Raw genomic sequence first — 12,456 nt, forward strand, 5'->3', positions numbered from 1 at the left:
AGCTTCCTGCTAGAATAGATGTTGCTCATATAGCCAAATACGAGCACTTTTAAGAGCATTTGGGGATGATAACTTGCAGGACCGGTGAGGTAGTAGGCAGCATTGAGCGGCTCTAAATTAATCTTATTGATCACATCGTCTACCACACGCACAACATGCCCCTTGGGGATCAATTCTTCTAGACTGGGAGGGAGCAGCATCAACTGCTGCTGGTGATAGGGCTTAAAATTAGGCTGGCGGCGACCCATTTTTTTCTGAATTGCTTATACCTAAAGATAATCAATTCAGAAAAACTTTACAACCGATAAAAACGAAAAAAGACTGCCTCTTTTGAGACAGCCTCTTTGCTGTTTTAACTTTGTTTATTCTTTCCAGATAAAATCAATTACTCGACTTTGCCGGACTTAGAAGCTCATATAACTTTTCTACATAGTCCTGATAATGAATGAAAACGTCGGGCTTTACAAGGAATTGTCGTGCGCCCATGGCAAGGCATTTATTTCGGGTGGCGTCAACCGAAGAAGTTGAGGTAGCAACCACGTCAATGCCGCTGTATTTTGAGTGCACCTCAGAGATGATATCATACCCGTTCTTACCGGGCATGTTCAGGTCTGTGATCACCAATTCGGCACTGGGCTGCGCCTGCTTACCAAGCCATGCCATCAATTGGTCGCCGTTTCCAAACTCACCCACCACTTCAAAGCCGGCAGATGACTTAAAGGCATCAACCATAAAAAACCGTTCATCTTCATCGTCTTCTACAATAGCTATTTTAAACCGCTTCATTTTCCTGAGTTGTTGCAGGCCAACCCTGCGGGATAATTACATGAAAACTCGTTCCCTGGCCAGGCTTTGACTTGACCCAAATCTTGCCGTTATGGCGTTCTACCACTTTTTTACAGATGGCTAGGCCAACTCCGTTGCCTGGATATTTGCTGGCAAAATGCAGCCGCCTGAATACACCGAACACTTTTTCGAGGTGTTCATTTGGTATCCCTATACCGTTATCCTGCACGATCAGCTCTATGTTGTCATCCTGGCTGAATGCACTGATAATAACCTCAGGTTTTTCTTTTTCGGTGAATTTTATAGCATTACTTAAAAGGTTCTGTAAAAGCTGTACAAGCTGTACCCTATCTCCGTACAAGTAGTCAACTTGTTGATGTATAATAAGCTCGGCGCCACTCTTTTGGATAGCGTCGTCCAAATTTTGCACTGCCTCGGCAATGACATCGCCGGCTTCAAGTTTCTGTTTCTGTAAATTTACATTGCTGATCTGACTATAATACAACAAGTTTTCAATCAATTCCTGCATCCGTTGCACACCCCTCAAGCTTTTGGCCAGACTGATGGGAATGGTCTCAAAATTTTCCTGCTGCAGGTTTTGTTTCATTAGAAGCAAATGACTTTTGATCGTCCGAACTGGCTCCTTTAAATCGTGGGACACTACGGCTGTAAATTCTTCGAGTTCCTTGTTAACGACTGACAACCGGTCATTGCTTTCGGAAAGGTCTGCGGCTAGTTGGCGATATTGATTTGTGCTTTGCTGTAAAGCCTGCTCAGCCAGCTTACGTTCAGTCAGGTCGCGGGTCACCTTTGAAAAACCGGTATGCCGGCCTTCTGGGTCGTACAGGGCAGTAATAACAATATTTGCCCAGAAACGGCTTCCATCTTTGCGTAAACGCCAGCCTTCCTCTTCATATTTACCCGAAGCACGCGCGATTTGCAACTCTCTCATAGGTTTGCCTCCGATGATTTCTTCTTCCGGATAAAAAACGGAAAAGTACTTTCCGATTATCTCTTCGGCCGCGTAGCCCTTGATTCGTTTAGCCCCTTCGTTCCAGCTAACAATTCGGCCTTTGGTATCAAGCATGAAAATCCCATAGTCCCCCACCTGCTCAACAAGCGAGCGGTAACGGATCTCACTTTGGCGCAAAGATTCTTCGGCCATCATCTTGTCTGTCAGATCACGGACCACTTTCGAATAGCCTATGTGTTTGTTATGCGCATCGTATAGGGCCGTCAGTACCACACTTGCCCAGAATAATGAGCCGTCTTTTCTGACCCGCCACCCCTCCTCGCGGTAGGTACCAGTTGTTTTGGCAACTTCCAGCTCGGTTTCCGGCTTTTTTGCTAGCAGGTCGTCGTGCGTGTAAAAAAAAGAAAAGTAACGTCCCAGCACTTCCGGACCTGAATAACCATGCACCAGGCGGCCGCCCTCGTTCCAGGTTACAATGCGCCCCTGCGTATCGAGCATAAAAATAGAATAATCCCGCACCGCCTCAACAATCAACCGGTACCTTTCTTCGCTTTCCAACAGCGCGATTTGCTCCTGTTTCTTCTGGGTAATATCTTTTATCAATACAGAAAAACCCCAATGGCAGTCCTGGTCATCAAAAATCGGCCAGTATGAGGTCTCAGCCCAATACCGGCTGGCATCCTTTCTAAACCCCCACCCTTCGATATAAAAGCCATTCTTCTGTAATGCCTGATTAAGCTCGTATTGCAACTTTATCGTGTCTGGCTCCTGCCCGGACAAATTGGCTAATGACAGAGCTTTTAACTCTTTGTCGGTATACCCGGTAAGCTTAGTTGCAGCGTAGTTGGAAGAAATAATCTGTCCGTCATTGCTGGCCGTGAGAACAGCTTCACCCAGGTGTTTTAACACCACATCATCGCTTGGAAGCATAGTTTAGAATTCTTATTAGCTACTCGGATTAACCCTTCATCCAAAGATAGGGTTGCCACTCAGTATTCTCCCAAGTTGTAGGACCGAATTTCGTAAATAGTCTCAAAAATGCTAATAAAAAGGTTGTTCTGCAACCAATTTCCGTGCTACGGCTACATATTCACGACGGCGATCTAATCATCTACGCTGAGCAGTAAAAACTCCCCTTCTGCGCTGTCACCTTTTTCAACGACCGTCCATTTCTTACGTAGGTAAAAATCCATTGCGCTTTGGTTGGCAGTCAGACATTTGAGTGCTGCCGGCCTGCCAATCACTTTCAAACAGGAATCCAACAAAGCAGTTCCTATGCCTTGCCCATGAAAGTCAGGGTCAACAAAAAGATGATGGATAAAATTACCGGGTGCCCACCACGAAACAAAGCCCACAGGCCTGCTCTGATGGACTGCCACCAACAGATTCTCGCCGATAATGGACTGATCAAAATCACTAAGTTGAAATTCCGAAGGGTTTACCCAGTAAAACGCATGGCGTCGCGATCTTAAAAAAACTTGACGCAATGCTTCCGTGTGCTCGTTGCTATAAGGTGTTATCAGAGTAATACTTATCATTGTCTACTGCCGTTATTTTTCCGTAAGATCATGCTTATAGCGTCAAACATGTCCAGTAATTTATTTAGAGCACCTTTGGAATGCAGCATCTCTGTTGAGTCAAGTGACATTTTCGTTACCTCCGCCGCGCGCCTGGACATTTGCTTTTCAAACGTCGTTATCGCCTCGATGATGGTAGCATGCTCATCTGATAGCAGTTGTGTTGCCAGTTCCATTGCGTCCTGCATGGCCATATTTACACCTTCTCCTGCATATGGAGGCATCCGGTGTGCCGCATCACCGATCATCGTCAGGTTAGGAAGCGGCTCCCAATGCTGATTGGTGGGATAATGATACTGTGGACGTGGAACAAACCAAAGCTCATCGCTGGCAAACAATTCCTGCCATACGTCGCTCCATAATCCGAAGGCATCTTTAAACCAGTTCAGGACCTGTTCTTTGTTTGCAAAAGAAATCCCACATTTGTCGACCCATTCTTCTGCTACTTTCAAGCCTGTGTAAAAAGACAGGCTGCCATCGCCCTTGGCGCTTAATATTAAGGATTGTTCATTGCCCAAAGCAAACACTTTTCCCCCTTTGGTCAGCTTACATAACGTCGGCGCGTTGGCATCTGCATTATACAGGTTTCCTTCCATGATAGTTATGCCTGAGTAAAGTGGCTTAATGTCTGTAATATATGGACGTACCCGTGAATTAGCGCCGTCAGCTGCTATGACGACATCAGCGTAAGCGCTGCTGCCGTTGCTGAAATGCAAAAGCCACCCCTCGCCTCTTTTCTGCATAGATAAAAAATGGCTGTCCCATACGATGGTCTCATCTGCCAGCGATTCAATTAATATATCTCTCAAAGGCCCACGATCAATTTCGGGACGATTTTCAGTCAGCTCGTTCGAGTCGTGGTCGTCAAATTGCATACTTGCGTGCTGATCGGTAACCCGGAGCTTGCCGGCGTGGGGCCGGTAACTGGCGTAAAACGCATCCATCAGACCCGCCCTTCGTAAGGCTTCCAACCCTGATTCTTCATGAAGGTCGAGTGTAGCACCCTGAACACGCACATCCTTATTGAAGTCCCGCTCATACACTTTCACCTGAGAGCCACCCATTTGAAGGAGTCGAGCCAGCGTTAAACCGCCCGGCCCGCCGCCCACCACTGCAATTGTCTTATTTTCTGTTATCATTGTTTGTCTCATTAATTATAAGACAAAACTAGCTGGGTGGAAGCGTGGAAAATTGTATAAATCGGTCGTTGTTGTTTTTGGCCAGTTCTTTGGGTACCACACCAGCAAATTTTCGAATATCGCGGATAAAATGCGATTGATCTGCGAAATTTTCTTTTGGGAAAAGTTTGCCTGATTTGATATGCCCGAAAGAAGACCTGAAACGCAACACGCTGCAATAGGTTTTCAGTGACATACCAAAAGTATCCCGGTAGTAGCGGTTCATTTGCCTGGCGCTCCATCCGACATTTTCCGAAAGCTCTCTTACGCTCATGCCTCCGTGCGAGCTATATATCAAATCAAATAGCCTTTTCTTTCGTGGATCCATTTCCGTTTTGAGCATTTTTGATAGGACCTCTGTCAAAAGGCCAGAAAAGTGTCCGAGGTTCTCGAAATGATCCAGGGTATCATTGAAATAGTTTGCCGGAAGCAAGCTTATGCTATCAGGCAGAATCGGTAAAAAACTTTTAAAAAAATACTCGGCCGCCAGTGGGCGCAAGCTTATGCAAAACATGCTGAATCCGGGCGCTATCTCAACTTGTGAAGGCTGGGTTTCCAGACCATGTAAAAGGATATGCTGGTGATTTGTCGAAGTAAAGCTGACATCCAACCGACCATCCGGCAGGATGACCGCAGGCTTCTTATCATCAGTTTCATTCGCCAGTCTCCAAAAGCTTTCCACCAACGGTTCCAATGCCGGGATCGGCTGAACTGCTTCAAATTGGATACTATCCGTCATTTTTCCCAGAGACTAAAACAATTGCAATATCGATGATAAAACCTTATCAAAACAGGTTTTCAATCAACAGTTCTGTGTTGATTTAGCTCAATGTATTACATTTCATGGGAGCGGGCAATGCGTGTTTTAGGCCGATCAATTCTTACTGTATCCGTTTCCACAACAGCACTGCACTCGATAAATAACTAACTTCCTGGAAATATTCAGATGTAATGCAACCAAACAACAAAAACATTTAGAATACTCAATGATGAAACGACTTCGTATATTAGGTATTTCAGGCAGCTTGCGTTCAGACTCGACCAATACGCTCGTCCTGAAAACCCTGGCAAAATGTTTCCCTGAAAATGTAGATTACCAAATATTTGATGGTTTGGATAAAATCCCACATTTCAGTCCCGGACTTTCAGAAAATGAAGGTATTATCGAATTTAAAACTGCCATTCACAATGCCGATGGCATTGTTATCTGCACACCTGAATATGCATTTGGCATTCCGGGCACATTGAAGAATGCACTCGACTGGACTGTGGCAACGGGCGATCTGAATGAGAAACCCGTGGCCGCCATCAGCTCTTCTCCGCTCAATACGGGTGGCGACAAAGCCCTTGCTGCCCTGCTGCTGACGCTTACGGCCCTGGGAACAAAGAAAAACGAGCAAAGCGCCTACTGCATTCCAAACGTAAATCACAAGATCAACGTATTAAAGCAACTCGATGACGAATTAACGCAGACCGGACTGCAGGCGCAATGTGACAACCTGTTAGAAATTATTGCCTCAAGGGAAATTCCTTAAGGCGTCGTTTTAACACCTTACTCATTTTTTAAAGAGTCTACCGGATTCATTAGTACTGCTTTAAGGCTCTGGTAGCCTACCGTCAAAAGAGCCAGGCGTTACCGGTTTGCGATTTGACTATTTGTTCAAAAACGGACAAATCGTTGTTCACTTGGGGACAGGTGTAGCTGCGTCCGGCAATTCGGCCATTAATCTTGCCGATGACTAAATCTTAACCGTATTAAAATGGAAGAATTCGTTAACTTTTTGAAAGCAATGATATGGATTGATGACCTGGATCTTCAACTGGTGCTTTCCCGGTGTAACGAAAGGTTAGTTCCTAAGGGAAAGCTGATTTTGCGGAAAGGTCAAATCGCCAATCAGTATTTTTTTATCGTATCAGGAGGGGTCCGCTTCTTTTATCATCTGAACGAGGAGGAAAGAACGACCTGGATTTGTTTTAAGGATGAGTTTTTTACAGAGATTTCCAGCCTTAACCCACAAAAGCCATCCCGCTTTAACATTGAGACCATCGAAGAAACCAGGCTGCTTGTCATTGACAAAAAGGATATGGATTTCTTATATGCCCACGTGAGCGTCTGGCAAGAGTTTGGCCGCAAAATCTGGGAGGCAACTTCGGTCAGGACGATCGACCAGATCCTGAATTTCCAAACTCTTTCCGCCGAGCAGCGTTATTTGGAATTTATGAATAACCCTGAGTTTTTACAAAAAATACCAGTCAAACAGCTCGCCGAAGTCCTCGGGATTACACCGAATGCATTGAGCCGGATCAGAAAAAATGTCCGATGATTACCGAATCTACCAAATGATAGATTTGACGCTGTCCTGACACTTTACATTTGAGCATTGAAAATTAAAACCTACTTGCTCAATGGAAAACACAGTGATCTCTCCAAATCAATATACAGAAGAAGAATTAATAAAGCACTTTCCTGGCTTTACCCATCACCATGCAAACGTGAATGGCGTAGAGCTCCATTATGTCGATGGCAGCAAAATGGGCACGCTTGACCGGGCTGTCTATGCTTCCGCATACAACGAGGCGGCAAGTATCCGGGCGTCCAATGCCTGGTACCAGACATTTACACAGGATATAGAAGACGCTAAACATTATCATCCCCTTGAAATGCCCGTGTTGGGGATCGGCAGCAATGTAAGCTACAACTACATGAAAATGGGTTTACCTTACGTAGCCACGAATGTAAAAGTCGAAGGCATATTGGATAGCGGACACTATATGTTCGAAGAACAACCGAAAAAAGTCATTGAACTGGTAAGCGGCTTTTTAGCATTCTAACCTCCCATTCCTAATTAAAAGTAATGGCCTGCCACCCACGGCTTCCAATAGGCCTATTAATGATTAAAATGATCTAGAAACGCCAGCGATCCGCTCTAAAAGGGGCGTGAGCTTGTCACGCCCGCATTGTCTAATCATTTTGTATATGAGCAGCTACCCGCTCCCGGTGCATATTACCCCAGTCGGACATGGAGGCAAGGACCGGCCTTAGGGTTTCGCCAAGTGCGGTAAGGCTATACTCCACCCTCGGTGGCACTTCGGGGTATGCCTGACGCTCTACGATCCCGTCATTTTCTAATTCGCGCAATTGCGCCACCAGCATCCGCTCGGAGATGCCTTCAATATCGCGGTTAAGTTCACCATAACGCATGATCTTGTTGGAAAGTCTGCATAGGATCGCAGGTTTCCACCTACCCCCGATTAGGCCTAAGGCATAGGCCATACCACAGCTATCAATAATTTGCTTTTCATTAAAAGCATTCGTGGAGTTCTCATTTCTTACATTTTTGTAAGTACCTAACAAATTCATAAGTACTATACAAATGTAAGGTATTTGGCAGAAATTTGATGCGTTAATGAATCACTAAATCAAATGAAAAAGTTAGAGAATAAAATAGCGCTGGTAACTGGTGGCAGCCGTGGTATCGGAGCAGCAATCAGCAAAAAATTAGCCCTCGAAGGTGCAACAGTCCTGTTCACCTTTTCGCATGCAACTGAGAAGGCTCAAGCAGTGGTGGCCGAAATCAAGGAAGCAGGCGGAAATGCAGTAGCCATTCAAGCAGATAGTTCCGACAGCCAACAGATTACGGATACAGTAAATGCCACCATCGCGAAGTTTGGTCATATTGATATACTCGTGAGCAATGCGGGCATCTATATTGGAAAGGCATTCGAAGACCATACGCTTGAGGACTATGAGCGCATTATGTCCATCAATGTGCGTGCCGTCTACCTGGCTGCGCATGCGGTAGCAAAACACATGTCAGCCGGTGGCCGCATTATCACCATCGGGAGCAATATGGCCGACAATTCATTGAGCCCGCAGACAACTTTGTACACCATGAGCAAATCAGCCTTGCAGGGATTCACCCGGGGTTTGGCGCGTGACCTGGGTCCAAAAGGCATTACGGTAAATTTAGTCCAGCCCGGACCGATTGATACCGATATGAACCCTTCCAATACGGAACATGCCAATTTCGTACGGAGCAGAATGGCCATTCCGAAATATGGGACCGGTGAGGATATTGCAGGTCTGGTGTCTTTTTTGGCAAGTGAAGAAGGAAATTTCATTACAGGCTCCGCGCTGACCATTGACGGCGGTTTTAACGCCTGACCGGATTTCTGTGCTGTTGTTATCTACTGGGGCCGTCTCAAATCAGATTTGGGACGGCTTCAAACTTATGAAAGCACAATAGATGAGCCATAGCAGAGGCACTCAACCAGCACGAATTTATCAATTTGTTCAAACCCCATTTGTGATACATGTATGCCCCTGGTGGACGAGTGCATTTGCAGCCAACTGCCCAAGCCCATCCACAGAGCCCGTAATAAATATTTTTGCCATAAATGTTGAGTGTCCCTTACAACGTCTTAGTAAATCAATCTTACTATTTTAATGCCTGGTCTATATCAAAATGGCGGACTATTGCAGTCCGCCGTACAATCTGCAACAAGGAAGTGGGCGCATTTGCAGCGAATACTTCCAGGTGGTTATCGAAATAACCAATTTGTGGCAAGGCAAGCCTGCCCTCGCTTTGCAATCAGACCTTGTTGATAGGTAACAGCAAGTTGTTTTTGCTACGGAAAGCTCCGCATCCGGAAGACCAGACCCTGCAAAGGACTGAATGAGATTGCGCTGCCAAGTTAGTGGTTGGCAGCGTACGCGCGGCAAAATTAAGAAATGGTAATATGGAGCCCTTACTGACGATTTATTTAATATACCCTTAATATCACATATGCTATTTTGCAAGAAAACCACATATGGAGATTTTCTTAATGGTACTTGGCGGGCTGGGCCTGTTCCTGTTTGCGATCAACAATCTTTCTGATACACTCAGGGAGCTTATTGGGCATAAAGCCAACAAATGGCTGGACCTTTTCACCAAAAACCTTGTCACTTCCGTCATTACCGGAACGATCGCAACCATTCTGCTCGACTCTTCGTCAGCTGTTATAATTATGACCATCGTCCTGGTTAATGCAGGCGCATTGACCTTTCGTCAGTCGCTTGGAATCGTCATGGGAGCCAACATAGGAACAACATTTTCCAGCCAGTTGATTGCCCTGGACATAGGCCAGTACTCCCCTATCCCCATTTTTCTGGGACTTGTATTTAGCTTTGTTTCAAAAAACGAGAAGATTTCCAAGACTGCGCGTGTGGTGCTTTTCTTTGGCATTCTATTCTTTGGGCTCTATACCATGGAGCGTGCTGTTGAACCACTGAAAGACCATGAGCAATTTTTATCCTGGATGGAAAAGCTTGATAGCCCGTTTCGCGGCACAATGATCGGCGCATTGGTTACGCTGGTCATTCAGTCTTCTTCTGCAACGGTGGGCATGGTGATTACCTTGGCCAAGAAAGAGCTGATCCATTTGCCAGGCGCAATCGCAGTTATGCTCGGCGCAGAATTGGGCACATGCTCTGACACACTGATGGCTACGATCCGGTCTGATCGTCAGGCCATCAAAACCGGGCTGTTCCACTTGTTCTTCAATATCATCTGCATTGCCGTTGGCTTAGCAGTTTTTTCCCAGTTTGTTATCTTGATAGAATGGCTGTCCAAAAGCGCTGGCATGCAGCAAAAGATTGCCAACGCCCACATGATTTTCAACTTTGCCGGGGTTTTGCTATTCCTTCCTTTTATCCCACTTGTTGAAAAGTTGCTAAACCAGTTGTTGCCGGAAAAAAAGAATCTGGCCAGAGGGGTCCAGCCGCCTGCTGCGGGCTAGAACAAGCGCACATGCTTCATAACGCTAGAAATCACCTGGCTGGACATGAAATTAGTAGGCTTTCGTTGGGTTATGAAGAAACCAGGTGCTATTACCTGGATAAATTACGACCTGGTTCGCCTTTTTAACAAAGCGTTATTTTCAGAAAAGTTAAAAGCGCTGGAAAGCTCGGAGTGAAAGACCTATTTTGATCTGGTCATGGATGAATTTTCAAGCCACCCAACGATCACCGTTGTATCAGACTAATGATGGCATCAAATCCAAATAACTCAGGTGAAGGTCCGGGATGGCATTTATATCTTTCTCTTGCAGTTTGCCTTATAGCCATTGGGATGTTGTTTTACACTATTCAAAGGACAGGGCTTTTTCTGTCTGAAACGGACGCTGCGCAAACTTCTGACCCATTACCCGGTTTGAGTCCAGCTTCCAGCGGCGTTCTCATTTTTAGCAAAACCAATGGCTTTCGGCATAGTTCAATCAGGCCAGCAATAGCGGCGATTACAAAGGAATGTACCAATAGGGGCTGGCAAGTTTATGCAACCGAAGATGTTGCATATATAGATTCGACACATTTAAAGCGGTTTAAAGTGGTGGTTTTTCTTTCCACAACAGGAGAAATCTTTAACAATCAGCAAAGGATAGATTTCGAAAAATACATCGAAAATGGCGGCGGATATGCAGGTATTCATTCTGCATCAGACACGGAACACCATTGGCCATGGTATAAAGAATTGCTTGGAACATTGTTTCGTGATCATACTTTTATTCCTCATAAGCCGGAAGCTGAACTGATTACCGAGGCTGTCACGCATCCGATAAACCAAGGCCTTCCGAAAAAGTGGCGCAAGGCGGATGAATGGTACAATTTTCAACAGAATGTACGCGGTAAGCCAGGATTTCAAGTCCTGTTAAGCCTAAATGAAAACTCCTATTTTTCGATATGGCGTAAAATGAATGGTGATCACCCGATATCATGGACGCATCAGATGCGGCGCGGAAAAATGTTTTACACAGCGCTAGGCCACAACGAACAGACTTTCAGTGACCCGGATGCAATGCGGCACATCATGGGAGGTATCCGCTGGGCAGGACAATTGCCCTGACAAACACTTACTATGCCCTAACCGGAAGATCGTTTGCACACAATTTAATAACCCTCCAATAATATAAGGTTCACATTTAAAAAGCATATTTGCTAAACGCACATTTAGCTTCATGCTTAGAAGAAACCTCTTAAAAACGCTTGGAATGGCCGTTGGCGGATGTTCAATCTCTGGGGCTTCCAACGCCTTCTCAGTGACTCCAAAGCGCGTATTACGGATCGCTCACTTGACCGACATTCACGTTCAGCCCCACCTTTGGGCAGGCAAAGGTTTTGAAAAATGTCTCCATCATCTTCAAAAACTGGAAGTAAAGCCAGACTTAATTCTCAACACAGGCGATTCGGTGATGGGCTCTAGCGGCATTTCAAGAGAGAAAGCTGCCAGAGAATGGGCGCTTTACCGCAACATTACCACTTCCGAAAATAGCATAGCGATGGCATCCTGTCTTGGAAACCATGATATCTGGTGCCCTGACACCACTTCCTTTACAGACGGGAAAAAGTGGGCTATGGATGAGTTAGAGATGACCCGGAATTACCGCAGCTTCAACCAAAACGGATGGCACATTATATTGCTTGACAGCATTCACATGCGACCGGAAGGGACAGGTTATTATGGCAGGCTTGATGAAGCGCAAATGGATTGGCTGAAAGAAGATTTAAATAACACCCCTACCCACACGCCGATTCTGGTTGCTTCACATATCCCCATATTGTCAGCAAGTGTATTCTTCGATGGTGATAATTTAAAGGATAATCAATGGGTTGTTCCCGGCAGCTGGATGCATACTGATTCTGCCCAGATCGTCAAGCTTTTCCACCGGCATAAAAATGTAAAGCTAGCCATCAGTGGGCACATACATCTTTTGGACCGGGTGATTTACAATGATATCGCTTACTGCTGCAATGGAGCCGTCTCAGGCAATTATTGGATGGGAAAATACAAGCAGACGAGCCCAGGATATGCCATCATCGATCTTTTTGATGATGGGTCTTTTTCCAATGAATATGTGCACTATCATTGATAACAGAAAGGTAATTTTCAAGCAATCAAGTTAA

Annotated in this window: 15 protein-coding genes; 8 read left to right on the top strand and 7 right to left on the bottom strand. The window is 45.4% G+C overall.

Going from position 1 to position 12,456, the window contains the following annotated elements; all coding sequences use genetic code 11:
* The 6 genes from G395_RS32590 to G395_RS0124600 form a co-directional block, all read right to left on the bottom strand.
* Positions 1-248: transposase (locus tag G395_RS32590; RefSeq protein ID WP_035361980.1), on the bottom strand; the 248-nt coding region annotated here is incomplete at its 3' end.
* Positions 249-381: 133 nt separating this feature from the next.
* Positions 382-786 (bottom strand): response regulator, encoded by a 405-nt coding sequence (locus G395_RS0124580; RefSeq protein WP_026632484.1) that lies wholly within the window; start codon positions 784-786, stop codon positions 382-384.
* Positions 773-2,689 carry a PAS domain-containing sensor histidine kinase gene (locus G395_RS0124585; protein ID WP_084439839.1) on the bottom strand — a complete coding sequence of 639 codons (1,917 nt, stop codon included), beginning with the start codon at positions 2,687-2,689 and terminating at the stop codon, positions 773-775. The genes G395_RS0124580 and G395_RS0124585 overlap by 14 nt, the downstream gene beginning before the upstream one ends.
* Before the next feature lie 173 nt (positions 2,690-2,862).
* Positions 2,863-3,297: a GNAT family N-acetyltransferase gene (locus tag G395_RS0124590; protein ID WP_035361981.1), complete on the bottom strand. Its 435-nt coding sequence runs from the start codon at positions 3,295-3,297 to the stop codon at positions 2,863-2,865.
* Positions 3,294-4,475 (bottom strand): FAD-dependent oxidoreductase, encoded by a 1,182-nt coding sequence (locus tag G395_RS30280; RefSeq protein WP_051350373.1) that lies wholly within the window; start codon positions 4,473-4,475, stop codon positions 3,294-3,296. The genes G395_RS0124590 and G395_RS30280 overlap by 4 nt, the downstream gene beginning before the upstream one ends.
* 28 nt (positions 4,476-4,503) lie before the next feature.
* Complete coding sequence (locus G395_RS0124600) at positions 4,504-5,253, bottom strand: helix-turn-helix domain-containing protein (protein ID WP_026632487.1); 750 nt, start codon at positions 5,251-5,253, stop codon at positions 4,504-4,506.
* Positions 5,254-5,500: 247 nt separating this feature from the next.
* On the opposite strand from G395_RS0124600, the gene G395_RS0124605 reads away from it, so the two are divergent.
* From G395_RS0124605 to G395_RS30285, 3 genes are all read left to right on the top strand, one after another.
* Positions 5,501-6,049 carry an NADPH-dependent FMN reductase gene (locus G395_RS0124605; protein WP_026632488.1) on the top strand — a complete coding sequence of 183 codons (549 nt, stop codon included), beginning with the start codon at positions 5,501-5,503 and terminating at the stop codon, positions 6,047-6,049.
* A gap of 225 nt (positions 6,050-6,274) precedes the next feature.
* Positions 6,275-6,838 (top strand): Crp/Fnr family transcriptional regulator, encoded by a 564-nt coding sequence (locus G395_RS0124610; RefSeq protein WP_026632489.1) that lies wholly within the window; start codon positions 6,275-6,277, stop codon positions 6,836-6,838.
* An 82-nt stretch (positions 6,839-6,920) separates the two neighbouring features.
* On the top strand, positions 6,921-7,346 hold the full coding sequence (locus G395_RS30285; RefSeq protein WP_211237799.1) for a hypothetical protein: 426 nt from the start codon (positions 6,921-6,923) through the stop codon (positions 7,344-7,346).
* A gap of 130 nt (positions 7,347-7,476) precedes the next feature.
* Here the strand turns inward: G395_RS30285 and G395_RS0124620 are convergent, their stop codons facing one another.
* Positions 7,477-7,875 (bottom strand): winged helix-turn-helix transcriptional regulator, encoded by a 399-nt coding sequence (locus G395_RS0124620; RefSeq protein WP_026632490.1) that lies wholly within the window; start codon positions 7,873-7,875, stop codon positions 7,477-7,479.
* 63 nt (positions 7,876-7,938) lie between these two features.
* Between G395_RS0124620 and G395_RS0124625 the strand changes: the two genes are divergently transcribed.
* The 5 genes from G395_RS0124625 (at position 7,939) to G395_RS0124645 (ending at position 12,422) form a co-directional block, all read left to right on the top strand.
* Positions 7,939-8,679, top strand: a complete 741-nt coding sequence (locus tag G395_RS0124625) for an SDR family NAD(P)-dependent oxidoreductase (protein WP_026632491.1) — start codon at positions 7,939-7,941, stop codon at positions 8,677-8,679.
* A 647-nt stretch (positions 8,680-9,326) separates the two neighbouring features.
* Positions 9,327-10,295: a Na/Pi cotransporter family protein gene (locus G395_RS30290; protein ID WP_051350374.1), complete on the top strand. Its 969-nt coding sequence runs from the start codon at positions 9,327-9,329 to the stop codon at positions 10,293-10,295.
* A gap of 45 nt (positions 10,296-10,340) precedes the next feature.
* Positions 10,341-10,472: a hypothetical protein gene (locus G395_RS32940; protein WP_262485407.1), complete on the top strand. Its 132-nt coding sequence runs from the start codon at positions 10,341-10,343 to the stop codon at positions 10,470-10,472.
* A 68-nt stretch (positions 10,473-10,540) separates the two neighbouring features.
* Positions 10,541-11,398, top strand: coding sequence for a ThuA domain-containing protein (locus tag G395_RS0124640; protein ID WP_051350375.1), 858 nt, complete (start codon positions 10,541-10,543; stop codon positions 11,396-11,398).
* 112 nt (positions 11,399-11,510) lie between these two features.
* Positions 11,511-12,422: a metallophosphoesterase family protein gene (locus G395_RS0124645; RefSeq protein ID WP_026632493.1), complete on the top strand. Its 912-nt coding sequence runs from the start codon at positions 11,511-11,513 to the stop codon at positions 12,420-12,422.
* Positions 12,423-12,456 lie beyond the last annotated feature (34 nt).

Source organism: Dyadobacter alkalitolerans DSM 23607 (assembly GCF_000428845.1).
Lineage (GTDB): Bacteria > Bacteroidota > Bacteroidia > Cytophagales > Spirosomataceae > Dyadobacter > Dyadobacter alkalitolerans.

What these genes read in the sequence shown, in the direction of transcription:
- G395_RS30280 (WP_051350373.1), bottom strand. Translation starts at nt 4,475, where the DNA reads ATGATAACAGAAAATAAGACAATTGCAGTGGTGGGCGGCGGGCCGGGC.
- G395_RS0124625 (WP_026632491.1), top strand. Translation starts at nt 7,939, where the DNA reads ATGAAAAAGTTAGAGAATAAAATAGCGCTGGTAACTGGTGGCAGCCGT.
- G395_RS0124580 (WP_026632484.1), bottom strand. Translation starts at nt 786, where the DNA reads ATGAAGCGGTTTAAAATAGCTATTGTAGAAGACGATGAAGATGAACGG.
- G395_RS32940 (WP_262485407.1), top strand. Translation starts at nt 10,341, where the DNA reads ATGAAATTAGTAGGCTTTCGTTGGGTTATGAAGAAACCAGGTGCTATT.
- G395_RS0124620 (WP_026632490.1), bottom strand. Translation starts at nt 7,875, where the DNA reads ATGAATTTGTTAGGTACTTACAAAAATGTAAGAAATGAGAACTCCACG.
- G395_RS30290 (WP_051350374.1), top strand. Translation starts at nt 9,327, where the DNA reads ATGGAGATTTTCTTAATGGTACTTGGCGGGCTGGGCCTGTTCCTGTTT.
- G395_RS0124600 (WP_026632487.1), bottom strand. Translation starts at nt 5,253, where the DNA reads ATGACGGATAGTATCCAATTTGAAGCAGTTCAGCCGATCCCGGCATTG.
- G395_RS0124590 (WP_035361981.1), bottom strand. Translation starts at nt 3,297, where the DNA reads ATGATAAGTATTACTCTGATAACACCTTATAGCAACGAGCACACGGAA.
- G395_RS0124645 (WP_026632493.1), top strand. Translation starts at nt 11,511, where the DNA reads ATGCTTAGAAGAAACCTCTTAAAAACGCTTGGAATGGCCGTTGGCGGA.
- G395_RS0124585 (WP_084439839.1), bottom strand. Translation starts at nt 2,689, where the DNA reads ATGCTTCCAAGCGATGATGTGGTGTTAAAACACCTGGGTGAAGCTGTT.
- G395_RS0124610 (WP_026632489.1), top strand. Translation starts at nt 6,275, where the DNA reads ATGGAAGAATTCGTTAACTTTTTGAAAGCAATGATATGGATTGATGAC.
- G395_RS30285 (WP_211237799.1), top strand. Translation starts at nt 6,921, where the DNA reads ATGGAAAACACAGTGATCTCTCCAAATCAATATACAGAAGAAGAATTA.
- G395_RS0124640 (WP_051350375.1), top strand. Translation starts at nt 10,541, where the DNA reads ATGATGGCATCAAATCCAAATAACTCAGGTGAAGGTCCGGGATGGCAT.
- G395_RS0124605 (WP_026632488.1), top strand. Translation starts at nt 5,501, where the DNA reads ATGATGAAACGACTTCGTATATTAGGTATTTCAGGCAGCTTGCGTTCA.